General features: G+C 72.0%; 19 protein-coding genes and 1 tRNA gene. 5 read left to right on the forward strand and 15 right to left on the reverse strand.

Translation table 11 applies throughout. The features are described 5' to 3' along the window. Positions 1–26: 26 nt before the first annotated feature. The 14 genes from prmC to RLT58_RS11110 all read right to left on the reverse strand — a co-directional run bounded on the left by prmC (position 27) and on the right by RLT58_RS11110 (position 15,411). Positions 27–872, reverse strand: coding sequence for a peptide chain release factor N(5)-glutamine methyltransferase (gene prmC, locus RLT58_RS11045; protein WP_266782894.1), 846 nt, complete (start codon positions 870–872; stop codon positions 27–29). A 44-nt stretch (positions 873–916) separates the two neighbouring features. Then, positions 917–1,993, reverse strand: a complete 1,077-nt coding sequence (gene prfA, locus RLT58_RS11050; RefSeq protein ID WP_311310222.1) for a peptide chain release factor 1 — start codon at positions 1,991–1,993, stop codon at positions 917–919. Between the two features lie 150 nt (positions 1,994–2,143). Then, the gene (rpmE, locus tag RLT58_RS11055) at positions 2,144–2,368 is read right to left on the reverse strand and encodes a 50S ribosomal protein L31 (RefSeq protein ID WP_311310223.1); all 225 of its coding nucleotides are present in this window, start codon (positions 2,366–2,368) and stop codon (positions 2,144–2,146) included. A gap of 143 nt (positions 2,369–2,511) precedes the next feature. Then, positions 2,512–3,612, reverse strand: a complete 1,101-nt coding sequence (locus RLT58_RS11060; protein ID WP_311310224.1) for an LCP family protein — start codon at positions 3,610–3,612, stop codon at positions 2,512–2,514. A gap of 303 nt (positions 3,613–3,915) precedes the next feature. Next, a complete protein-coding gene (rho, locus tag RLT58_RS11065; protein ID WP_311310225.1) occupies positions 3,916–5,961 on the reverse strand; it encodes a transcription termination factor Rho in 2,046 nt (681 codons plus the stop codon). A 387-nt stretch (positions 5,962–6,348) separates the two neighbouring features. Further along, positions 6,349–7,266: a homoserine kinase gene (thrB, locus tag RLT58_RS11070; protein ID WP_311310226.1), complete on the reverse strand. Its 918-nt coding sequence runs from the start codon at positions 7,264–7,266 to the stop codon at positions 6,349–6,351. A gap of 322 nt (positions 7,267–7,588) precedes the next feature. Continuing rightward, the gene (gene thrC, locus RLT58_RS11075) at positions 7,589–8,659 is read right to left on the reverse strand and encodes a threonine synthase (protein WP_311310227.1); all 1,071 of its coding nucleotides are present in this window, start codon (positions 8,657–8,659) and stop codon (positions 7,589–7,591) included. A gap of 6 nt (positions 8,660–8,665) precedes the next feature. After that, complete coding sequence (locus tag RLT58_RS11080) at positions 8,666–10,021, reverse strand: homoserine dehydrogenase (protein ID WP_311310228.1); 1,356 nt, start codon at positions 10,019–10,021, stop codon at positions 8,666–8,668. 125 nt (positions 10,022–10,146) lie between these two features. Next, positions 10,147–11,538, reverse strand: a complete 1,392-nt coding sequence (lysA, locus tag RLT58_RS11085) for a diaminopimelate decarboxylase (RefSeq protein WP_311310229.1) — start codon at positions 11,536–11,538, stop codon at positions 10,147–10,149. 21 nt (positions 11,539–11,559) lie between these two features. Next, a complete protein-coding gene (gene nrtL, locus RLT58_RS11090; protein WP_311310230.1) occupies positions 11,560–12,642 on the reverse strand; it encodes an ArgS-related anticodon-binding protein NrtL in 1,083 nt (360 codons plus the stop codon). A gap of 55 nt (positions 12,643–12,697) precedes the next feature. Then, positions 12,698–13,111: a response regulator gene (locus tag RLT58_RS11095; protein WP_311310231.1), complete on the reverse strand. Its 414-nt coding sequence runs from the start codon at positions 13,109–13,111 to the stop codon at positions 12,698–12,700. Positions 13,112–13,322: 211 nt separating this feature from the next. After that, positions 13,323–13,394 (reverse strand) — tRNA-Arg (locus tag RLT58_RS11100). Positions 13,395–13,541: 147 nt separating this feature from the next. After that, positions 13,542–14,825, reverse strand: a complete 1,284-nt coding sequence (glyA, locus tag RLT58_RS11105) for a serine hydroxymethyltransferase (RefSeq protein WP_311310232.1) — start codon at positions 14,823–14,825, stop codon at positions 13,542–13,544. A gap of 328 nt (positions 14,826–15,153) precedes the next feature. Then, positions 15,154–15,411, reverse strand: a complete 258-nt coding sequence (locus tag RLT58_RS11110) for a hypothetical protein (protein WP_311310233.1) — start codon at positions 15,409–15,411, stop codon at positions 15,154–15,156. Here RLT58_RS11110 and RLT58_RS11115 point away from each other — a divergent pair. Next, the gene (locus RLT58_RS11115) at positions 15,392–16,888 is read left to right on the forward strand and encodes a hypothetical protein (protein WP_311310234.1); all 1,497 of its coding nucleotides are present in this window, start codon (positions 15,392–15,394) and stop codon (positions 16,886–16,888) included. The two genes, RLT58_RS11110 and RLT58_RS11115, sit on opposite strands and share 20 nt — an antisense overlap. A gap of 309 nt (positions 16,889–17,197) precedes the next feature. Further along, positions 17,198–19,108: a S53 family peptidase gene (locus tag RLT58_RS11120; RefSeq protein ID WP_311310235.1), complete on the forward strand. Its 1,911-nt coding sequence runs from the start codon at positions 17,198–17,200 to the stop codon at positions 19,106–19,108. 102 nt (positions 19,109–19,210) lie between these two features. On the opposite strand, the gene RLT58_RS11125 is transcribed toward RLT58_RS11120, so the two are convergent. Continuing rightward, positions 19,211–20,344: a non-homologous end joining protein Ku gene (locus RLT58_RS11125; protein WP_311310236.1), complete on the reverse strand. Its 1,134-nt coding sequence runs from the start codon at positions 20,342–20,344 to the stop codon at positions 19,211–19,213. A 60-nt stretch (positions 20,345–20,404) separates the two neighbouring features. On the opposite strand from RLT58_RS11125, the gene ligD reads away from it, so the two are divergent. From ligD to RLT58_RS11140, 3 genes are all read left to right on the forward strand, one after another. Further along, complete coding sequence (ligD, locus tag RLT58_RS11130) at positions 20,405–21,298, forward strand: non-homologous end-joining DNA ligase (RefSeq protein ID WP_311310237.1); 894 nt, start codon at positions 20,405–20,407, stop codon at positions 21,296–21,298. A 181-nt stretch (positions 21,299–21,479) separates the two neighbouring features. Then, positions 21,480–23,597 carry a HEAT repeat domain-containing protein gene (locus RLT58_RS11135; protein ID WP_311310238.1) on the forward strand — a complete coding sequence of 706 codons (2,118 nt, stop codon included), beginning with the start codon at positions 21,480–21,482 and terminating at the stop codon, positions 23,595–23,597. Further along, positions 23,594–23,923 (forward strand): zinc ribbon domain-containing protein, encoded by a 330-nt coding sequence (locus tag RLT58_RS11140; protein WP_311310239.1) that lies wholly within the window; start codon positions 23,594–23,596, stop codon positions 23,921–23,923. The genes RLT58_RS11135 and RLT58_RS11140 overlap by 4 nt, the downstream gene beginning before the upstream one ends. Positions 23,924–23,935 lie beyond the last annotated feature (12 nt).

A 23,935-nucleotide genomic window follows, 5' to 3' on the forward strand; every position in this document is an offset into this window, starting at 1 on the left:
CGGGTCGTACGGGTGGCGGGCCCCGGTCACGGCATCGCCTTGCGGGCCGTGGCGAACCGGGGGCGCCGGTTGAGGTCGGGGTGGTCGGCCGCGTCGGCCCAGCCCCGCTCCTCGGTGAAGATCCACGGCACCTGGCCGCCCTGGGTGTCCGCGTGCTCGATGACGACGAGGCCGCCGGGGCGCAGCAGACGGTGGGCGGTGCGCTCGATGCCGCGGATGGTGTCGAGCCCGTCCTCACCGGAGAAGAGCGCCATCTCGGGGTCGTGGTCGCGGGCTTCCGGGGCCACATACTCCCATTCGGTGAGCGGGATGTAGGGCGGGTTGGAGATGACCAGGTCGACCTGGCCGTCGAGCTCGGGAAGGGCCGTCAGGGCGTCGCCGCGGTGCACGGTGACCCTGGAGTCCTCGGCGTTCTTCCTGGTCCACTTGAGGGCGTCCTCGGAGAGCTCCACGGCGTGCACACGCGAGCGCGGCACCTCCTGGGCCATGGCCAGGGCGATGGCGCCCGATCCGGTGCAGAGGTCGACGATCAGCGGCTCGACGACGTCCATCGCGCGCACGGCGTCTATCGCCCAGCCGACGACCGACTCGGTCTCGGGCCGGGGCACGAAGACGCCGGGGCCGACCTGGAGCTCCAGATAGCGGAAGAAGGCGCGTCCGGTGATGTGCTGGAGCGGCTCACGGGCCTCGCGCCGGGCGATGGTCTCCCAGTAGCGGGCGTCGAAGTCGGTGTCCGGCACGTTGTGCAGTTCGCCCCGCTTGACGCCGTGCACGAACGCGGCGAGTTCCTCGGCGTCGAATCGCGGTGAGGGAACACCGGCGTCGGCCAGCCGCTGGGTGGCCTGGGCCACCTCGGCGAGCAGCAGGTTCATCGCGGTTCTCCGTACGGGTTCACGAGCGGGGCGGGGCGGTGGGATCAGGCGGCGGCGAGCTTGGCGGCCGAGTCGGCGTCGACGCAGGCCTGGATCACGGCGTCCAGGTCACCGTCGAGCACCTGGTCCAAGTTGTACGCCTTGAAGCCGACGCGGTGGTCCGAGATGCGGTTTTCCGGGAAGTTGTAGGTACGGATCTTCTCGGAACGGTCGACGGTGCGCACCTGGCTGCGCCGGACGTCCGAGGCTTCCTGCTCCGCGGCCTCCTGCGCGGCCGCGAGAAGCCGCGAGCGCAGGATACGCATGGCCTGCTCCTTGTTCTGGAGCTGGCTCTTCTCATTCTGGCAGGAGGCGACCACACCGGTGGGCAGGTGCGTGATGCGGACGGCGGAGTCCGTCGTGTTGACGGACTGCCCGCCGGGGCCCGAGGAGCGGTAGACGTCGATGCGCAGGTCGTTGGCGTGGATCTCCACGTCGACCTCTTCCGCCTCGGGCGTCACGAGGACACCGGCGGCGGAGGTGTGGATGCGGCCCTGGGACTCGGTGGAGGGCACGCGCTGCACCCGGTGCACCCCGCCCTCGTACTTCATCCGGGCCCAGACGCCCTGGCCGGGCTCGGTGGCCCCGTTGCCGCCCTTGGTCTTCACGGCGACCTGGACGTCCTTGTAGCCGCCGAGCTCGGACTCGGTGGAGTCGATGATCTCGGTCTTCCAGCCGACGCGCTCGGCGTAGCGCAGATACATGCGCAGCAGATCACCGGCGAACAGGGCGGACTCGTCGCCGCCCGCACCCGCCTTGATCTCCAGGAGCACGTCCTTGTCGTCGCTGGGGTCACGCGGGACGAGCAGGAGGCGGAGCTTCTCGGTGAGCTCCTCGCGCTCCTTCTCCAGGTCCTTGACCTCGGCGGCGAAGTCGGGATCGTCGGCGGCGAACTCGCGGGCGGTCTCGATGTCCTCGCCGGTCTGCTTCCAGGAGCGGTACGTGGCGACGATCGGGGTCAGCTCGGCGTAACGCTTGTTGAGCTTGCGGGCGTTCGCCTGGTCGGCGTGGACCGCGGGATCCGCGAGCTTCTTCTCGAGATCGGCCTGTTCGCCGATCAGTTCCTCGACCGCCTCGAACATCTTCGGGCTCCTGGTTTCTTCGCTCGTCGTACCTGCCGGCCGGCGGATGCCTGCCGGGCGGGATACGGGGACGCCGTACCCCGGCCGGAAAAAAACGCCGGCCCCGGCGCCCCCGGGAAGAGGGCGCCAAGGACCGGCGCATTCGGCTCGCTACTTGCTGGCGGAGCCGGCGGCCTTGCCGAAGCGGGCCTCGAAGCGGGCCACGCGGCCACCGGTGTCGAGGATCTTCTGCTTGCCCGTGTAGAACGGGTGGCACTCGGAGCAGACGTCGGCGCGGATGGCGCCGGTGTCCAGCGTGGACCGGGTGGTGAACGACGCGCCACAGGTGCAGCTGACCTGCGTCTCGACGTACTGGGGGTGGATGTCGCGCTTCAAGGGTGTCTCCTAGGTTCGGGAGGGCGCCGGGTCGTACGCGCGGATTGCGCGTCCGTGAACCGGGGCCGACGTACCAGTCTGCCAGGACCGGTCGTATCTCCCAAAACCGGGGTGGACGGCCGGCTATTCCCGGGCGGACCTGATCACTGGACGATCTTCCCCGCGTCGCCCTTGTCGCCCGCCGACTTCTCGGTGGCGGAGGCCGGGATCGGCCGGTCCTCGCGCAGCGCGGTCCACACCTGCCGCCCGGCCTTCTCCAGCGGGACGACCCGGTTGGGGTCGGCGGGGTCGTACTGGACGGGCAGGGTCACCATGTGGACGTCGTCCGAGCCGAGCCCCTTGAGGCCGCTCGCGAAGCCCGCGAGCTTCTTGACCGAGCCGAGGTCGGAGTCGGTGGTGATGGCCTTGGTGGCGGTATCCGCGATCCCGAACAGCTTGGTGCCGTCCAGGACGCCCACGCTCTTGGCCTGCTGCATCAGCGCCTTGATGAACGCCTGCTGGAGCTGGATGCGGCCGAGGTCGCTGCCGTCGCCGACGCTCTTGCGGGTACGGACGAGGCCGAGCGACTGCTCGCCGTCGAGGCGGTGGGTGCCCGGTTCCAGGTTCAGATGGCTCTTGGGGTCGTTGATCGCCTGCTTGGTGGTGATCTCGACGCCGCCGAGCTTGTCGACCAGCTTCTTGAAACCGGTGAAGTCGACCTCGATGTAGTGATCCATCCGGATCCCGGACATCGACTCGACGGTCTTGACCGCACAGGCGGGGCCGCCGACCTCGTAGGCCGTGTTGAACATGGCGCGCTGCTGCCCCGCCACGGGCCGGCCGCTCTCGTCGCCGGTGCACTCGGGCCGGGTGACGAGGGTGTCGCGCGGGATGGAGACCACACTCGCGCTCTTGTGGCCCTTGTTGACGTGCACCACCATCGCGGTGTCCGAGCGGGCCCCGCCCTCGTCCTCGCCGTACTCCGCGTTGGCGCCGGACCGGGAGTCGGAGCCGAGCACGAGGATGTCCTCGGAGCCGTTGTCGACGTTGTGCGGGCGGTTCTTGCCGAGGGCGTTGTTGATGTCGACGGCCTTGAGATTGCCGTTGAGGTGGAAGTAGGCGTATCCGAGCCCCGATCCGCCGACGACGACGAGGCCGGCGAGACTCCACGCGGCTATGACGGTCGCCCTGCGGCGGCGGGACGGCTTCCTCCGGCGTCTGCCGGTGGCCCGTATTCGGCTGCTGCTCCCGCTCTGCTCGCTCATGCTCTCCTCGTTCCCTCGCTGCTCCCGGCTACCCCCTGCAGTGGTGTGCGGGTCCGGACTCCAGCGTTTCACAGCGGCCTGTGGCCTCCGGGTAAGCGCCGGGCTCCCGCGAGGAGTGCGGGAACAGCCGGTGACCCCTCGCTCACCTGCGGTTTCTTGCCCGGTACAAGCAATGCGGACAGTGTGCGGAGGCTGCCGTACGTGTGGCGAAGCTCTCGGACCGCCGCGGGGTACGGCACAGGGCCGCCCCCGGCACCGAGGTGACGGGGGCGGCCCTGTGCAGCGCTGCCGAGCGGGCTTCGACTAGTCGTTGTTGCCCGGGGCCGGCGTGGTCTTCTGGATCTGGAGCAGGAACTCCGCGTTGGACTGGGTCTTCTTCATCCGGTCCAGGAGGAGCTCGATCGCCTGCTGCTGGTCGAGGGCGTGGAGCACCCGGCGCAGCTTCCAGACGATCGCCAACTCGTCGCTGCCGAGCAGGATTTCTTCCTTGCGGGTGCTGGACGCGTCGACGTCCACCGCCGGGAAGATGCGCTTGTCGGAGAGCTTGCGGTCGAGCTTGAGCTCCATGTTGCCGGTGCCCTTGAACTCCTCGAAGATCACCTCGTCCATGCGCGAGCCGGTCTCGACGAGCGCGGTGGCCAGGATGGTCAGCGAGCCGCCGTCCTCGATGTTGCGCGCGGCACCGAAGAAGCGCTTCGGCGGGTACAGCGCGGTCGAGTCGACACCACCGGACAGGATGCGGCCGGAGGCCGGGGCGGCGAGGTTGTACGCGCGTCCCAGACGGGTGATCGAGTCCAGCAGGACGACCACGTCGTGACCCAGCTCCACGAGGCGCTTGGCGCGCTCGATGGCCAGCTCGGCGACCGTGGTGTGGTCCTCGGCGGGACGGTCGAAGGTCGAGGAGATGACCTCGCCCTTCACCGACCGCTGCATGTCGGTGACCTCTTCCGGACGCTCGTCGACCAGGACGACCATCAGGTGGCACTCGGGGCTGTTGACCGTGATCGCGTTGGCGATGGCCTGGAGGATCATGGTCTTACCGGTCTTCGGCGGGGCCACGATCAGGCCTCGCTGGCCCTTGCCGATGGGGGCGACCAGGTCGATGATCCGCGTCGTCAGGACGTTGGAGTCCGTCTCCAGACGGAGCCGGTCCTGCGGGTAGAGCGGGGTCAGCTTCTGGAACTCCGGACGGCCGCGGCCGGTCTCGGGCGCCATGCCGTTGACCGAGTCGAGGCGGACCAGCGCGTTGAACTTCTCGCGGCGCTCGCCGTCCTTGGGCTGGCGCACCGCACCGGTGACGTGGTCACCCTTGCGCAGGCCGTTCTTGCGGACCTGGGCGAGCGAGACGTACACGTCGTTCGGGCCCGGCAGGTAGCCGGAGGTCCGGATGAACGCGTAGTTGTCGAGGATGTCCAGGATGCCCGCGACGGGAATCAGGACGTCGTCGTCGGTGACCGGGGGCGCGTCGCCCGCGAAGTCGTCGCGTCCGCGACGGCCCCGGCGGTCGCGGTAGCGCCCGCGGCGGCCGCGCCGGCCGCCCTCGTCGTCGAAGCCGTCGTCCTGGGGTCCGCCGCCGCCCTGGCCCTGGTTCTGGCCCTGGCCGCCGCCCTGGCCACCCTGGCGCTGGCGCTGGCCGCCCTGGCCGCCGCCCTGCTCGTCGCCCTTGCCGCGGCGGTCGCGCTGACGCTCACGGCGCTCGCCGCGGTCGCCCCGCTCACCGCGCTGGCCGCGGTCCTGGCGGTCGCCACGACGGCCCTCGGCGTTGTCCGCGGCGGCTTCCGCCTTGGCCTCGGAGCGGTCCTCGGCAGGGGCCTCGTGCTTCGGCTCGTCCTGCGTGCGGTCCTTGGCCTGCGCCTTGGTGTCCTGCTTGCTCTCCGGGCTGCCCGCCTGCGCGGTCGCACGGCGGCGACGGCGCTCGCCCGTGGGCTGGTCGTCGCTGGCCGGCTGGCCGGGGATGTCGATCTGCTGCTGCGCGGCGGCCTTCTCGGCGGGCGCGGCGGCCGGCGTCTCGTCACCTGCACCGGTGCGCGCCTTGGAGGTGGCCCGGCGCTTCGGCTTGGTCTCCGTCCCCTCGGCGGGGGCGGCGGCGGCCTTGGCCTTGGGCGCGGACGAGCCACCCGCCTGGGCCTCCTTGATGACCTCGATCAGCTGGCTCTTGCGCATCCGCGCGGTGCCCTTGATACCGAGGCCGGACGCGACCTGCTGCAGCTCGGCCAGGACCATGCCGTCAAGGCCGGTGCCGGAGCGGCGGCGCCGTGCGGTGGTGCCAGTGGCAGCACCTTCGGCGGGCGCGGCGCTGTCGACGCTCTTGTCGGCAGTCACGCCCATCAGATCGGTGGTGTCGCTCACGAAGGGTCCTTCCCTGGAGCGGACGTCGGCCTTCTGGCTCGGCGACCGGTTGTGCTGTCCGACTGCGGTCTTCGGTGCGGACCGTGCCGGGGCGGTGGTCCGCCGGTTAGGTACGGCGGAGAGATGAACGTGTGCATGGGCCCGGCGCGAGCATCCCCCTGCTCGGCCCACTCCTGGACGAGCGAGGGGTGTCGTGCCGGTTCCGGAGCGTGCTCGCAACTGCTCAGGCAGGCTGCTCAGGCAGTTGGGGAGGCTCCCGGAGGAAATGGTGGTCCCGGAAAGGGACACGAAGCAACGCGCCTCATGGACGTCGATTGCAGACTTGAGGTTAACACTACCGGCTCCAACAAACATTCCCCCTCTCACGCACCGGCAATCACTTCTCCGCTATGGAGCGAGCGGCAGCACGCTCGCGCCGTGGGCGTCGAGAGTGAGCCGGTTGGCCGCCCATCCCTCGCCCGCCAGCCGTGCGACCTTGTCGGCCGCACCGTCCTCGGCCAGTGCCAGCACGGTGGGTCCGGCACCGGAGATGACCGCGGGGACGCCGTCGCCGCGCAGTCGGTTCACGAGCTCCACGCTCTCGGGCATCGCCGGGGCGCGGTACTCCTGGTGGAGCCGGTCCTCGGTGGCCGTGAGCAGCAGCTCGGGGCGCCTGGTCAGGGCCTCGACGAGCAGCGCGGCACGGCCGGCGTTGAAGGCGGCGTCGACGTGCGGGACGGTGCGCGGCAGCAGTCCGCGCGCCGTCTCGGTGAGTACCGGCTTGCCGGGGACGAAAACCACCGGAACGATGGAATCCGAGGGATCCATCCTGAGGGCGCGGGCCGACCCGCCGTCCATCCAGGCGAGCGTGAATCCACCGAGGAGGCAGGCCGCGACGTTGTCCGGGTGGCCCTCGATCTCGGTGGCGAGCTCCAGCAGGGCCGCGTCGTCGAGGCGGGCGTCACCGCCGGTCGTCACGGCGCGGGCGGCGACGATGCCGGCGCAGATGGCGGCGGAGGAGGAGCCGAGGCCGCGTCCGTGCGGGATGCGGTTGGCGCAGACGATCTCCAGGCCGCGGGGCTGTCCGCCGAGCAGGTCGAAGGCGGTGCGCAGGGACCGTACGAGCAGGTGCTTCTCGTCGCGGGGCAGGGTGTCCGCGCCCTCGCCGGCGATGTCGATGTGCAGTCCGGAGTCCGCGACGCGGACGACGACGTCGTCGTAGAGGCCGAGCGACAGGCCGAGGGCGTCGAAACCGGGGCCCAGGTTGGCGCTGGTCGCGGGGACGCGCACCCGGACGGCGGCGGCTCGGAAGGCGGGACCGGCCATCGCTGTGACGACTCTCCTTGTGAGGCGGCGGGGAATTCGGGGAGCTGCGGCTTCCGGGGTTCTGGGGATTCTTCATGGGGGGAGCCGCAGCGGCCCGTACACCCCGGCATATGCGGCGGGGCTGGTTGGGTACAGCTTATCGAAGGAAGGTTCTGTGGCGACATAGGGCGCACAGGAGGCGCACGATGCGTGTCGCATTCCGCCGGTGCGCTCTCCGCCCGGAAAAGGGGCGGTTGAGCTGGCTTTCTGACGGTCCGTCGTCACGGCAGTGTCCCGGGTCCCGGAACACTGCCGCGCGGCAGACGGCGGTCGGCGCCAGGACCTAGGCGAGGCCCAGCTTCTCGGCGGCGGCGACCGCGTCGACGGGGACCGTGACGGGCTGGGGGGCGCCGGCGACGGCCCAGTCCGGGTCCTTGAGGCCGTTGCCGGTGACCGTGCAGACGATCTTCTGTCCGGGGTCGACCTTGCCCTCCTCGGCGGCCTTGAGCAGCCCGGCGACGGACGCGGCCGACGCGGGCTCCACGAAAACACCCTCCTGGGAGGCCAACAGGCGGTAGGCGGCCAGGATCTGACGGTCCGTGACCTCGTCAATGAAGCCGCCCGACTCGTCCCGCGCGGCGAGCGCGTACTGCCAGGAGGCCGGGTTGCCGATCCGGATCGCGGTGGCGATGGTCGACGGGTCCTTGACGACCTCGCCGCGCACGATGGGCGCGGAGCCGGAGGCCTGGAAGCCCCACATCCGCGGCTTGTGCGTGGCCAGGCCGTCCCCGGCGTACTCCGTGTAGCCCTTCCAGTACGCGGTGATGTTGCCCGCGTTGCCGACCGGGAGGACATGGATGTCCGGGGCGTCGCCGAGCGCGTCGACGATCTCGAACGCGGCGGTCTTCTGGCCCTCGATACGGACCGGGTTGACCGAATTGACCAGCGCCACCGGGTAGTTGTCGGACAGCGAGCGGGCCAGCGTGAGGCAGTCGTCGAAGTTGCCGTCGACCTGGAGGATCTTGGCGCCGTGCACCAGCGCCTGGCCCATCTTGCCGAGCGCGATCTTGCCCTGCGGCACGAGGACGGCGCAGACCATGCCGGCGCGGACCGCGTACGCGGCGGCGGAGGCGGAGGTGTTGCCGGTGGAGGCGCAGATGACGGCCTGCGCACCCTCCTCCTTGGCCCGGGTGATCGCCATGGTCATGCCGCGGTCCTTGAAGGACCCGGTGGGGTTGGCGCCCTCGACCTTGAGGTGCACCTCGCAGCCCGTGCGCTCGGAAAGGACCTGAGCGGGTACGAGCGGCGTACCGCCCTCACGGAGCGTGACGACGGGCGTCGTGCTCGTGACCGGGAGACGGTCCCGGTACTCCTCGATGATGCCGCGCCACTGGTGGGTGCCCTTGGTGGTCATGGGTCCTTACTCCCCTTCAACACGCATGATGCTGGCGACACCGCGCACGGTGTCGAGCTTGCGCAGCGCCTCGACGGTCCCGGAGAGGGCGGCATCGGGCGCGCGGTGGGTGACGACGACGAGCGAAGCCTCGCCGCTGCCGCCCACCCGTCGCCCGCCGCCACCCTGCTCGGCACCGGCTTCGTCGCCGCTGGCTGAATTTCGACCTTGCTGGCGGACCGTATCGATCGATACGTCCTGTTCGGCGAAGACCGTCGCTACCTGGGCGAGCACGCCCGGCTTGTCGGCCACGTCGAGGCTGATGTGGTACCGCGTGACGACCTCGCCCATGGGGCTCACCGGCAGACGCGTGTACGCGGACTCACCGGGGCCGGGAGCCTCGTTGAGCTTGTTGCGGCAGACCGCGACGAGGTCGCCGAGTACCGCGGAGGCGGTCGGCGCGCCACCGGCGCCGGGGCCGTAGAACATCAGCTGCCCGGCGGCCTCGGCCTCGACGAACACCGCGTTGTACGCCTCGCGCACGGAGGCCAGCGGGTGGCTGAGCGGGATCATCGCGGGGTGCACGCGGGCGGTGACGGACGCGCCGTCGGCGGCGCGCTCGCAGATGGCGAGGAGCTTGACGGTGCAGCCCATCCGGGATGCGGAGGCGATGTCGGCGGCGGTGACCTCGGTGATGCCCTCGCGGTGCACGTCGCCGATCTTCACCCGGGTGTGGAAGGCGATGCCGGCCAGGATCGCGGCCTTGGCGGCGGCGTCGAAGCCCTCCACGTCGGCGGTGGGGTCCGCCTCGGCGTACCCGAGCGCGGTGGCCTCGTCGAGCGCCTCGGAGTAGCCGGCGCCGCTGGTGTCCATCTTGTCGAGGATGAAGTTGGTGGTGCCGTTGACGATGCCCAGGACCCGGTTGACCTTGTCGCCGGCGAGGGACTCGCGCAGCGGGCGTACGAGCGGGATGGCACCGGCCACGGCGGCCTCGTAGTAGAGGTCCCGGCCGTGCTGCTCGGCGGCGGCGTGCAGGGCGGCGCCGTCCTCGGCGAGCAGGGCCTTGTTGGCGGAGACGACGCTCGCGCCATGCTCGAAGGCGGTCCTGATGAGCGTACGGGCGGGCTCGATGCCCCCGATGACCTCGATGACGACGTCGATGTCGCCCCGTTTGACCAGGGCGGTCGCGTCCGTGGTGATCAGTGCGGGGTCGATGCCCTCGCGCACCTTGGAGGGCCGGCGCACGGCGACACCGGCGAGCTCCACCGGCGCGCCGATGCGCGCGGCGAGGTCGTCGGCGTGCGTCGTCATGATGCGCGCCACCTCTGAGCCGACCACTCCACAGCCCAGCAGCGCCACCTTCAGCGGACGCGTACGCATCATCCGACCTCGTTTCCTTTACATCTGATGTGTGGACCAGTCTCACTCACCGGACGGGTGTTCCTGCCACCCGTCCGGATCCTGAGATGTTTACGGGGGTCCGGGGGTGTTGTCCCGGAAATACGGCATCAGCCGACATCGAGACGCAGAAGATCTTCCTCCGTCTCGCGCCGGACGATGACCCGCGCCCGTCCGTCGCGCACCGCGACGACGGGCGGGCGCAGGGCGTGGTTGTAGTTGCTCGCCATGGAGCGGCAGTACGCGCCGGTGGCGGGCACGGCGATCAGGTCGCCGGGGGCCAGGTCGGACGGCAGGAAGGCGTCCTTGACCACGATGTCGCCGCTCTCGCAGTGCTTGCCGACGACCCGGACGAGCATCGGCTCGGCGTCCGAGGTCCGCGAGACGAGCGCGACGCTGTACTCGGCGTCGTACAGCGCGGTGCGGATGTTGTCCGACATCCCGCCGTCCACGCTGACGTACGTCCGCAGCCCCTCCAGGGGCTTGATCGTGCCGACCTCGTACAGCGTGAAGGCGGTCGGGCCGACGATGGCGCGGCCCGGCTCGACGGAGATCCGGGGGGTGGCGAGCCCGGCGGCCTCGCACTCGCGGGTCACGATGTCGCCGAGCGCCTTGGCGATCTCGTGCGGCTCGCGGGGGTCGTCCTCGGAGGTGTACGCGATGCCGAGGCCGCCGCCGAGGTCGATCTCGGGCAGTTCGACGCCGTGCTCGTCGCGCACCTCGGCGAGCAGCTGCACCACGCGCCGGGCCGAGACCTCGAAGCCGGCCATGTCGAAGATCTGCGAGCCGATGTGCGAGTGGATCCCGATGAGTTCGAGCCCGTCGAGCGTGAGCGCCCGGCGCACGGCCTCGGCCGCCTGTCCCCCGGCCAGCGCGATGCCGAACTTCTGGTCTTCGTGCGCGGTGGCGATGAACTCGTGGGTGTGCGCCTCGACACCGACGGTGACCCGGATCTGCACGGGCTGGCGCCGGCCCAGCCGCTGCGCGATGTGGGCGACGCGGACGATCTCCTGGAAGGAGTCGAGGACGATCCGTCCGACACCCGCCGAGACAGCCCGCTCGATCTCCTCGACCGTCTTGTTGTTGCCGTGGAAGGCGATGCGCTCGGCGGGCATCCCCGCGTCCAGCGCGGTGGTCAGCTCGCCGCCGGAGCAGACGTCGAGGTTGAGCCCCTCCTCCTTCAGCCAGCGCACGACCGCCCGGGAGAGGAACGCCTTCCCGGCGTAGAAGACATCGGCGCCCGGTCCGAAGGCATCGGACCAGGCGCGGCACCGGGCGCGGAAGTCGGCCTCGTCGAGGAAGTAGGCGGGGGTGCCGAACTCCTCGGCGAGCCGGGCGACTTCGATGCCGCCGACGGTCAGCGCGCCGTGTTCGTCGCGGGTGACGGTACGGGACCAGACCTTCTCGTCGAGGACGTTGAGGTCCTCGGCGGGGGCGGTGTAGTGGCCCTCCGACATGACGTCGGCGTGGCGGGGCCCGGCGGGGTGTGCGGATCGGCTCATCGTGTTGCTCTCTCGGGTCTCTCAGAGGTGTCGGGGCGCGCTGACGCCGAGCAGGGACAGGCCACCGGCCAGCACCGTCCCGGCGGCCTCGGCGAGGGCCAGCCGGGAGCGGTGGGCGGCCGAGGGTTTCTCGTCCCCCGGGGGGAGCGTCGGTACGGAGTCGTGGAAGTCGAAGAAGGCCAGCGCGACCGCTTCGAGGTGCCGGGCGAGCCGGTCGGGTGCGCGGTGGTGCGCGGCGGCGACGAGGACGGCGGGGTGGTCGCCGATGAGGGCGAGGAGCGCGGGCGCCCCGGCCCCGGTGAGGTCTTCGATGTCCCTGCCGGTGGCGGCGGTGAAGCCGAGCCGTTCGGCGCCGCGGCCGAGGGCGAGGGCGCGGGAGTGGGCGTAGCGGACCCGGAAGAGCGCGTTGGCCTCGCCCTGGACGAGGAGGTCGTCACCGAGGGGGGCCCGGTCGTGGCCGGCCGGCCGCAGCAGCCCCCAGCGGGTGGCGTCGGCCCCGAGCCGGTCCAGCAGCTCGCCGGCGGTGGCCCCGGCCGGGACGGGCCGTATCTCCGTCAGGGGGGTGGGCGGCCGCCCCTCGGCGTCGACGCTCACGCCCAGCCGCGCCCAGTCCGGGTCGGCCGCCTCGTCGCAGCTGATCCGTACGGGCGCGCCCTGGGCCCGTACGAGCCGGCGCACGGCGTCCGCGGTGACGGCGGCGCGGACCTCGCGGGGATGGCTGAATTGCAGCGGGTGCCCGGCGAGCGCGTCGCTGTGTCCGTAGCGCGGTCCCCGCTCCCGTACGTCGTGGAGGAGGGCGCGGTGCGCGGCGGTGTCGGCGGAGGCGTCGAGCGTGAAGTTGAGGAACCCGGGGCCGGTGATCTCGACCCGCCCGATCCCGGGGGCACCGGCGATCCGGTCCCGCAGGATTTCGGCCACTTCCCGGCCGGTGAGTGCGGCGGGTCCGGCCAGCTGGAGGGCGACCGCGCTGGCGTAGTCGCCCCGCCCGCCGGGGCGTGTCCTCTCCACTCGCACGCGCGCGGGCACGGGCGCGCGCAAAACGTTCTCATGGACCGCGCGGCGCACGGCGTGCAGCACGGTCGTGGAGAGATCGACGGGGGTCACGGGACAAGCGTATGGGAGGGAGGGGGGCGTTTCGCGAACCGGTTTCGCCATACGGTCAGCCGGCGGCGCTCTCCGCCCGCCCGGCGCCCTGCCTGCCGTCGAGTACGGGCGGCCGCCCGCGCTCCATCAACTGCCGCACGAGCCGCACCAGCTCGCTCGGCTCGAAGGGCTTCGCGAGGAAGGCGTCGACCCCCGCCGCGACACCGTTGTCCACCTCGTACGGCGTGCAGGCGCTGATGATCGCCAGCGGCAGATGGCCGGTCCGGGGATCGGAGCGCAGTCTGGTGGCCGTCTGCAGACCGTCCAGCCGGGGCATGACGACATCGAGAGTGATCACATCGGGCTGCACCCGGTGCACCAGATCCAGACACTCGACACCATCGGCCGCGGTCACGACCTCGAAGCCCTCCAGCTCGAGATTGACCCTGATCAACTGCCGGATGACCTTGTTGTCGTCGACAACAAGCACACGGCCGCACGCGCCTGACACCCTTCGAGAGTAGGCGGGCAGAAGTGGCCGCGTCCGGCTTTTGCCCACTTCCGTCCCCGGACGGGTGGTGGTGGAGGGTGGCCGGATGTGCGTGCGAACGGCCGGGGCGGGGTGCAAAGTGCGCGCCCCGCGCACACGCAAAAAGGCTCTGGCCAGCATTTCTGCTGGCCAGAGTCTCTGATTCCGGAAGTGCCCCCGGCAGGATTCGAACCTGCGCACCCGGCTCCGGAGGCCGATGCTCTATCCCCTGAGCTACGGGGGCGTATCGCTGTCTTGCTTGGCGACGGGTGAAACACTACCAGCTTCCACGGGGTGTCCGTGAACAGGTATTTCCGCGTCGCCGCGGCAGGCGCGACGACGGGCGGGGGCCGGTCCGGCCGCCCCGCCCGCCCCCGCCGCGCGCCTGCGGTCAGGACAACGTCAGTCCCGGGGCCGGGTAGCCGTCCATCAGGGCCTTCACCTCGGTGCGGACCTTCGTGACGGCGGACTCGTCGCCGGTGCGGGTGGCGGTGACCACGCGGTCGATCCAGTCCGCGACCGCGGCCATCTCCGAGGCGGGGACGCCGCGGGAGGTCAGGGCGGGGGTGCCGATGCGGATGCCGGAGGGGTCGAAGGGCTTGCGGGGGTCGTAGGGGACGGTGTTGTAGTTGACGACGATGCCGGCCCGGTCGAGGGCCTTGGCCGCCGTCTTGCCGGGGACGTCCTTGCTCGTGAGGTCGATGAGCAGCAGATGGTTGTCGGTGCCGCCGGAGACGAGGTCGAAGCCTCGGGCCGCGAGTTCCTCGCCCAGCGCGCGGGCGTTGGCCACCACCGCGTGGGCGTAGGTACGGAAGTCCGGCGCGGCGGCCTCGCGGAGTGCGACGCCGATGGCCGCCGTGGTGTGGTTGTGCGGGCCGCCCTGGAGTCCGGGGAAGACGGCGCGGTCGAGGGCGCGGGCGTGCTCGGCGCGGCTCAGCAGCATCGCGCCGCGCGGGCCGCGCAGGGTCTTGTGCGTGGTGGTGGAGACGACGTCCACGTGCGGGGCGGGCGAGGGGTGTGCGCCGCCGGCGATCAGGCCGGCGATGTGCGCGATGTCCGCGACCAGGACCGCGCCCACCTCCCGGGCGATCGAGGCGAAGCCCGCGAAGTCTATCTCGCGGGGGACGGCGGTGCCGCCGCAGAAGATCAGCTTGGGCCGCTCGGCGAGTGCCAGGTCGCGGACCTCGTCCAGGTCGATACGGCCGGTGTCGCGGCGCACGCCGTACTGCACGCCGTTGAACCAGGTGCCGGTGGCGGAGACGCCCCAGCCGTGGGTGAGGTGGCCGCCCATGGGGAGCGACATCCCGAGCACCGTGTCGCCGGGCTTGAGGAAGGCCAGGTAGACGGCGAGGTTGGCCGGGGAGCCGGAGTAGGGCTGCACATTGGCGTGGTCCATGCCGAAGAGCGCCTTGGCGCGTTCGGCGGTCAGCGTCTCGACCTGGTCGATGATCTGCTGGCCCTCGTAGTACCGCTTGCCGGGGTAGCCCTCGGAGTACTTGTTCTGGAGCACGGTGCCGGACGCTTCGAGCACGGCGGCGGAGACGTAGTTCTCGCTGGGGATCAGGCGCAGGGTGTCGGCCTGGAGCTGTTCCTCGGCGGCCACCAGCGCGGCGAGCTCCGGATCGGCTGCCGCCAGGGCGGGGTGGCGGGGGTGCGAGGGTACGGACGCGGTCACGGGATCCTCCCGGGTCGGTCGCATTGCTGCGGCGTGGACCCGGATGCCCAGGCGGACGGCTCTCCGGCGATGACGCCCCCGGGCACGCCCGGGGTGTGCCGCTCCCTCGTGGTCGATTCCACTGAGCACCCCGGCAGGGGCGCGCGCCAGTCGCGGCGTCTCGCACTTTACCGGGTGACGCGTGCGCGGGCGCGGGTTCGCGCGGCCGGGCGTCAACTTCCGTCCAGGTTATTGCCCCTTCGCGGAAGCGTGGGCGGGAAGCGATGCGGGCAGATTGTCCGGGACGAACGTGGGCTCGACGGTTGGGGGGACCGATGGAGTCGGGGGATCAGTGGCCGCGCGGGGATGCGGCGGCGGGAGGCGGTGCGTCCGCAGGGGGCGGGGCGAACGGCGCGGTGCCGCCCGTGCCCGCGTACGCGCCGTCGGCGGGAGAGCCGGCGGACAGACCGCCGCCGTGGCCGCCGGCGGGACCGCCAGGACCGCCGCCGGGTGCGTCGTACGGCCCGCCGGAGGTGCCTGCCGGTCCGCCGGCGGGACCGCCACCGCCCGGGTCGGTGCTGCGGGCGGTGGCGGTCGCGCTGCTCAATCTCACGGGTCTCGGGCTGGGTTATGTCCTGATACGGCGGTGGTTCCGGGCGCTCCTGTGCTGGGCGGCGACCGGCTGGCTGCTGTTCGCGGCGCTGCCCGCCGATCCGGACGGGGTGCCCGGCGGCCTGGTCACCGGGTATCTCGTGGTGCTGGCCGCTGCCGCCGCCGACGGGGCGTGGGCGGCCCGGCGCACACCGGTGGGCGGATCGTGGCGGCCGGTGGTGGCCGCCGCCGTGGGGCTTCTGCTGCTGGCCGTGCCGGCCGGCGGCGCGGTGTACTACGGCTCCGCGCGGGACGAGGCGGTCGAGCGGATGCTGCTCGACCGGCTCGACGAGGGCGACCGGGCGGTCGAGACGGCGTCGGCGAAGCCCTTCGGGGCGGGCCGGGAGGACTACCGCGCGGCGCTCGCCGTCTATCGCGAGCTCGGTGAGGACCATGCCGGATCGCGGGCGGGGAAGCTCGTGCCGGGCCGGCTGGACGCGTACTACCGGGCCGTGGCGGCGCCGTACCGGGAGAAGAAGCACTGCGAGGCGATCGAGCCGCTGACCTATCTGCGCTCGGTGCCGGACTCGATCGACCCGGGACTGCTGGGCGACCTGGTCCGATATCCCGACGAGCCGCTGGCCGATTCGATGTACGCGTGCGGGGTCTCGCAGTTGCGGGACGCCTCGGCAGGGTCGAGCGGCGGGGCGCTGAGCGAGCTGCTGCGGACCTTCCCCGAGTCGCCGCAGGCCGGGAAGGTCGGGCCCGCCGTCTCGAAGGAGATCTCCTCGCGTACGGCGGCGGTGCGCGGCGGCAGTCCGTGCACGGCCACCGAGGCGCTGCGCCGACTGCGCACGACGACCGCCGCGTTGCCGGACAGGAAGGTGGCGGCGCTGGCCAAGGACACCGACGGGGGCATCAGGAACGGCGTCTATGCCTGCGGGCTCGACGAGTTCAAGGACAAGCAGTTCGGTGAGGCCCGCAAGACGCTGACCGGGTTCGCCGACACGTACAGGAACGACAAGCGCCGGGCGCGGGCCCGGGACGTCGCGATCGCCGCCGAGATAGCCGACACCCGGGCGGCGGCCGGGAAGCGGCTGCCTCCCGAACACGCGCCGGGCGGCTCCCGGATGGAGCTCGTCATCTCCAACGACGCCCCGGACGGGGTGGAGGTGCTGTACACCGGGCCGGTCACGGGCCGCGTCGACATCAGGGGCTGCGGGAGCTGCACGGCGTACTCGTGGACGGCGGGGGCGCTGCGGGCCTGCAAGGACACCGGGAAGAACTATCCCCACGCGACGCTGCGGCTGCCTGCCGGGGAGTACCACTTCCTGTACAAGCACCGCGGGAGCACGGGGAGTTCGGCCGCCGGCGTGAGCAGTTACGCGGACGGCTCGCGGATCCAGCCCGGCTACCGGTACACCGGCTGCACCTATGTGACCACCTCGACGTCGCTCGGGGGTGGGACGACGGACACCGTTTCCACGCGCTGACCGCCCGCACGGGCTGAGCGAGCCGCACGGACCGCACACGCCCAACGGGCCGGTATGTCCGCAGGCGTCCGGATCCAGCGGGTGTCTGCGGGCACGGGGCCCTTTCGCCGGGTCATACGGCGCGAATCACCCCTGCCCTCAGGCCCCTTGGCCGAGTCTTGGTGATTGCATGCCCCATGCATGAGGTGTTCCTCGCCAGAGTGGCGCATTACATGTGCACATCATTCGGCACATGCTCCGCACGCGAGACCCACATCGCAGGGGGTTACCTTGAGAATCAGCCGCGCCGGACGACGCGCCGGGCTGAGCATGGCAGTGACACTGCCGCTGCTCGCCGGTGCGCTCGCCCTCGGGATACCCGACGCCAGCGCAGACTCCGCCCACGGCGGGCGGGACGCGCTGCAGGGCACCAAGCCGGCCTGGGCGACCGCCACGGCCGACCAGGGGGCCACGGCCGACAGCACGAAGGTCGCCGTCCGGGTCCACCTGGCCGGACGTGACGCGAAGGGGCTGACGGCCTATGCCGCAGCTGTGTCGGACCCGCAGTCGCCCTCGTACGGGAAGTATCTGAGCGCCGCGCAGGCGAAGGCCCGGTTCGGGGCGACCCAGGAGCAGATCGACCGGGTCAGCCAGTGGCTGGAGTCCAGCGGGCTCACCGTGACCGGCACCAACGAGCACTACGTCTCGGCGACCGGCGCGGCCGGCGCGGCCGAGAAGGCGTTCAGCACCCAGCTGCGCAACTACCGCAAGGGCGGCAGGACCTACCGCGCCCCGTCCGCGACGGCGTCCGTGCCGGCCGCGCTGGGCGATGCGGTGCTCGCCGTCTCCGGTCTGGACAACGCCCCGCACCGGTCGAGCCATGACGAGGTGCTGCCGCCGCCGGACGCGGTGTTCCGCAACTCCGGCCCGTTCTCCTCGTACTTCGGCTCCCGGACCGCCTCGTCGCTGCCGACGGCGTACGGCTCCAAGGTGCCGTACGCGGTCAAGGGCTACACCGGCAAGCAGCTGCGCGGCGCGTACGGGGCCGGGAGCTACACCGGCAAGGGCGTGACGGTCGCGATCACCGACGCGTACGCCTCCCCCACCATCGCCAAGGACGCCGCCGAGTACGCGAAGCGCAACGGGGACGCGCCCTACCGGCGCGGTCAGCTCAGCCAGGTGCTGCCGAAGGACTACACGAAGACCGAGGAGTGCGGCGCCTCCGGCTGGTACGGCGAGGAGACGCTCGACGTCGAGGCCGTGCACGCCGTCGCGCCCGCCGCGGACATCGTGTACGTGGGCGGCGCCTCCTGCTACGACAACGACCTGCTGGACTCGCTGAACAAGGTCGTCGACCACCGGCTCGCCGACATCGTCTCCAACTCGTGGGGCGACGTCGAGGCCAACCAGACCCCCGACCTGGCACTCGCCTACGACCAGGTGTTCAAGATGGGCGCCATCGAGGGCATCGGCTTCTACTTCTCCTCGGGAGACGCCGGCGACAACGTCGCGTCCACCGGCACCAAGCAGATCGACGTCCCGTCCAACTCCGCCTGGGTGACCTCGGTCGGCGGTACGTCACTGGCCGTCGGCAAGCACGAGTCGTACCAGTGGGAGACCGGCTGGGGCACGCAGAGCGCACCGCTGGCGGCGGACGGCAAGAGCTGGACGGGCTTCCCCGGCGCCTACACCTCGGGCGCGGGCGGCGGCACCAGCTCCACCGTGAAGCAGCCGTTCTACCAGCGCGGGATCGTGCCGGACGCGCTGGCCGAGGCGAACGGGAAGACCCGGATGCGCACGGCCCCGGACATCGCGGCCGTCGCCGACCCGAACACCGGCTTCCTGGTGGGCCAGACCCAGACCCTGCCCGACGGATCGCTGGGCTACGACGAGTACCGCATCGGCGGCACCTCGCTGGCGGCGCCGGTCATCGCCGGTGTCCAGGCCCTCGCGCAGCAGGCCCAGCGCGGCCGGCCCATCGGTTTCGCCAACCCGGCGATCTACGCCCGCTACCACTCCAGGGCGTACCACGACGTGACGGACCACCCGCTGGGCGCGCACCGTGATCTCGCGGTCGCCCGGGTGGACTTCGCCAACGGGTACGACGCGACGGACGGGCTCAAGACGTCGGTGCGGAGCCTGGGCAAGGACGCCTCGCTCGCGGCGGTGAAGGGCTACGACGACGTGACGGGTGTCGGTACTCCGGCGGCCGGCTATGTGAGCTCGTACCGCAGGCGCTGATCGCGGACACGGGAACGGACCGGACGGCCGTCGCGGGTGCACATGGCCCCGCGGCGGCCGTCCTTCGCGGTCCGGGCGCGGTCCGGGCGCCGTCCGCCCTGGTCAGGCCGAGGCGCGCTTGCGGGAAGTGCTCTTCGGGGCGGAGGACGAGGCCGTCCGCTTCTTGGCCGTCGTCTTCTTGGCCGAAGCCCTCTTGGACGCCGTTTTCTTCGCGCCGGAACCGCTGCCCGAGCCGCCGCCGGAACCGCTGCCCGAACGGCCGCTGCCCGACGTGCTCTTCCTGGCGGCCGTGCGGCCCCCGCTCGCCGCGGACTTCTTCCCGCCGGAGGACTTGGGCGAGGAGGCGGACTTCTTCGCGGACCGGCCGCCCGAGGGCTTGCGGTCCGCGATCGAGGTGACCCCGGCGACCGGCTTCTCCTCGTCCCCGCTGCCGTCCTCGCCCTCGTCCCCGCCCTCGCCCCGGGACTCCTTCGCGGCCTTGACGCTGTTCTCCAGGGCGGCGATCAGGTCGATGACCTTGCCGCCGCCGGAGTCGCCCGATGCGGCCGGTTCCGGGGTCTCGCCCGAGGCCTTGGCCGCGATCATCTCCTCGACCGCCTCGCGGTAGTCGTCGTGGAGCGAGTCCATGTCGACCTCGCCGAGCGTGTCCATCAGGGCGTCCGCCAGGTCGAGTTCGGCGTCGCGCACGGTCACGTCCGACTCCGGCGCGACGCCCTCGGGGGCCCGGATCTCGTCGGGCCACAGCAGTCCGTGCATCGCGATCACGTCGTCGACCACCCGCAGCATGCCGAGGCGCTCGCGCCCGCGCAGGGCGTACTTGGCGAGGGCGACCTTCTGGCTGCGCTTCAGCGCCTCGCGCAGCAGGGTGTACGGCTTGGCCGCGGGGACCCCGTTGGCGGAGAGGTAGTAGGCCGCGTCCATCTGGAGCGGGTCGATCGAGTCGGCCGGCACGAAGGCGACGATCTCGATGGTCTTGGCGGTCGGCAGCGGGAGCGAGCCGAGGTCCTCGTCGGTGATCGGGATCATCGAGCCGTCGGCGTCCTCGTAGGCCTTGCCGATCTCGTCGGATGTGACCTCCTCCCCGTCCAGGTCGCACACCTTGCGGTAGCGGATCCGGCCGCCGTCGGCGACATGGATCTGCCGGAAGTGGATCGAGTGGTTCTCGGTGGCGTTGACCAGCTTGATCGGGATGCTGACCAGCCCGAAGGAGATGGCGCCGTTCCATATGGACCTCACCGGTCACCCCTTACATCCGCATGTTCCGTACAGATCCGTTTTGCGTGTGATTCTTATCGTATGACGCCGATCACAGAGGTGGAGGGGCGACGGCTCACCCTGAGCAACCTCGACAAGGTGCTGTATCCGGCCACCGGCACCACCAAGGGCGAGGTGCTGCACTACTACGCGACCGCGGCGGCCGCGGTGCTGCTGCCCCAGCTGAGGGACCGGCCCCTGTCCTTCCTGCGCTATCCGGACGGGCCGGACGGGCAGCTGTTCTTCACCAAGAACCCGCCGCCCGGTACGCCGTCCTGGGTACGGACCGCGCCGGTCCCGCACCGCGAGAGCGAGCAGGCCGAGCAGGTGGTCGTCCAGGACCTCGCCTCGCTGATGTGGGCGGCCAACCTGGTGGTGGAGTTCCACACCCCGCAGTGGCGGGCCGGGGCGCCGGGAATCGCCGACCGGCTGGTGTTCGACCTGGACCCCGGGGCGCCCGCCACGGTTGTGGAGTGCTGCCGGGTCGCCCTGTGGCTGCGCGAGCGGCTGGCCTCGGACGGTCTGGTCGCGTACGGGAAGACGTCCGGGTCCAAGGGGCTGCATCTGCTGGTGCCGCTGGAGCCCACGGGATCGGCCGAGGTGTCGGCGTACGCGAAGGGCCTGGCCGTGGAGGCGGAGCAGGAGCTGCCGGAGCTGGTGGTGCACCGGATGAAGCGGGCGCTGCGGCCGGGCAAGGTCTTCGTGGACTTCAGCCAGAACGCCGCGGCGAAGACGACCGCCACGCCCTACACCCTGCGCGCGCGGCCCGAGCCGACCGTCTCCGCGCCGGTCACCTGGGCGGAGATCGAGGGCTGCCGTGCCCCCGGGGAGCTGGTCTTCCTCGCCGGCGACATGGCCGGGCGGCTGGCCCGCCACGGCGATCTGCTCGCGCCGCTCGACGACCCGGGGCAGGGACGGCCGGTCCCGGGCACCTGAGACGGGCGCCGGTGACGGCGAGGGCGCCCCGACGCCCGGCAAAGGCCCCGCCCGTACCGCACCGCCGCCGCTTTTGTCATGCGCAAGGGCAAAAGCCGGCAGGGGGTGGGTGGAATGTCCGAGCGGTGGTGCACACTCTGCGCAGACACTGCTTCGTGGGCGTCGGTGGGGAGGCGATGGCGTGTTCGCGGGGATCGACGAGGTCGACTGGGCCTCGATGGAGCATGCCTACGGGCCTGCGGACGATGTGCCGGGGCTGCTGCGGGGCCTGGCCTCCGCCGATCCGGCGGAGCGCGAGGGCGCCCTGGACGGGATGTACGGGGCCGTGCACCACCAGGGCGACGTCTACGCGTGCACCCTCGCCTGCATCCCCTTCCTCCTGGAGCTGGTCGTCGATCCGGCGGTCCCGGACCGCGGCGGCATCGTCGAGCTGCTGACCAGCATCGGCGGCATCGACCTCGACGAGGACGACGAGGAGGAGATCGACGAGGACGAGGCCGAGGGCGCGGCCAACTACGCGATGGCGGCGGCGGCCGTCTCGGCGGGCGCCGGGGTCTTCTTCGCCCTGCTGGCCGACGAGGACCCGGGGGTGCGGGTCTCCGCCCCGCTGGCGCTGGCCACGCTGCACGGCGATCCGGACCGGGTGCTCGCCCTGCTGCGGGAGCGGCTGGCCGTGGAGCCGGACGAGGAGGTGCGGCTCGCGCTGGTCGAGGCCGCCGGGCGGGTCGCGCTGCGCCACGGCCCGCTGGCCTGGCAGGTCGCGGACTGGCTGAGCCGGCTGGCGGCCGAGGCCAATCCGCCGGGGCTGCGGCTCGCGGCCCTGGCCCAGCTGGCGCGCTGCGCCCCGCAGTCGCTGCCCGGCGATGTGGTGCGGGTGGTGGCGGGGCTGCTGCGCGAGCTGCGCTCGGCCCCCGGCGCCCCGGAGGCCCGCCCCTGTGCCGTCGAGCCGCCCGAGCCGGCCCCCGCCGAGGCCGCTCCGGTCACGCTGCTGGGCCAGCTGCGGGCGCTGTCGGCCGAGGAGAACGCGGGACGTACGGCGCCCTGGACCGCCGATCTGCTGCGCACCCTGCATGTCGGGCTGGACGACCGGGTCGCGGAGCGGACGGCGCTGCTGACCGATCAGCTGTGCAGCCCCGACCGCTGGCAGCGCATCGACGCGGTACGGATGAGCAGCGGGCTCATACGGGCCTGGCGGGGTTCCTACGCGGAGCTGGTCCGGCTGGTGGGCGAGCAGCTCGGGTCGGCCGATCCGACGCTCGCGGAGGCCGCCTCGCACGTTCTGGAGGAGCTTTTCGGGCTGGCCGCCCCGGCGGCGGACGCGCTGGCGGCGCGGGTCGCGGCGGATCCCGGCGCGTGGGTGCAGGAGTGGGCGAGCGGCCCGCCGGGGCTCGGCAGCGCGGTGAAGGCGCTGGCCCGGCTGGGCGACGCCCGCGCGCTGCCCGCGCTCGCGGCGGCCCTGGAGCGCCCCGAGGTGCCGCACGACGTGGGGTACGCCATCGCCTTCATGGGCCAGGAGGCCCGTCCGCTGGCCGGTGCGCTGCGGCGCAGGCTGGGCGAGGTCGGGCTCGACGAGGGGGCCTACGACCGGGCCGGCCCGCTGCTGGCCGGGCTGACGGCGCTGGGGGCGGGCGAGGCCGCGCCGGAGGTGCTGCGGATCCTGCGGGGGGCTCCGGAGTACCGGGGCGAGTGGCTGCGGACGGCGGCGCTGCGGGCGCTGGCCTCCTTCGGCCCCGCGGCCCACTGCGCGGTGCCGGAGCTGCGGGCGCTGGTGCGGCGGCCCGGCTCGGCGGGGGCCACAGAGGCGGCCGAGGCGCTGTGGGCGGTCGACGGCGACGCGGACACGGTGCTGCCGGTGCTGATCGAGGGCCTTCAGGCGGAGCACGCGCACGAGCGGCGGACGGCGGCGAGCGCGCTGGGCCGGCTGGGCGAGCGGGCGGCGGTGACCGCGCCCCGGCTGCGGGCGCTGCTGCGGCACGAGGAGCTGTGGCTGCGGGTGGACGCGGCGATCGCGCTGTGGGAGGTTTCCGGGCGGGCCGAGGAGTCCGTACCGGTCCTCCTGACGGCCTGGGAGAAGAACCGCCATGTCAGGGTTCGGGTGGCCGAATGCCTGGCGCGGATGGGGGCTGCTGGTGCAGGGTCGGACGCGGCACATGTGCTGCTGGCCGAGCTCACCTCCGTACGCCGTCACAACGCGATGGACGGCGGCTACGGCAGCCATGACACATACGAGGACGAGAAGCTGCTGGCGCTCTGCCGCCGGGCGCTGCTGGGGAATACGGGGAAGGGACCCACATCATGATCATTTTTGGTACGCGAGGCTATCTCTACCAATTGGCCGTTCTGACGCTGGTCTGCGGCTGGTGCGGGAACCCGGCGGCCCACACCCTGCGCAAGCGGGTGACGAAGTTCACGCTGTTCTTCGTGCCGCTGTTCCCGATATCGACCAAGTACGCCACCCAGTGCACGTTCTGCGGCGGTGAGCAGAAGATCCCCCGCGAGCAGGCGGACCAGCTGCTGGCCCAGCACGTGGCGTCGCAGGACGGCAACCCGTTCGGCCAGGCCCCGCAGCAGCCGGGTTACGCCCCGGGCCCGCAGGGCCAGGGCCAGAACCCGTACCAGAACTAAACACTAAATACG

The sequence above is a fragment of the Streptomyces sp. ITFR-16 genome (assembly GCF_031844705.1).
Taxonomy (GTDB): Bacteria; Actinomycetota; Actinomycetes; order Streptomycetales; family Streptomycetaceae; genus Streptomyces.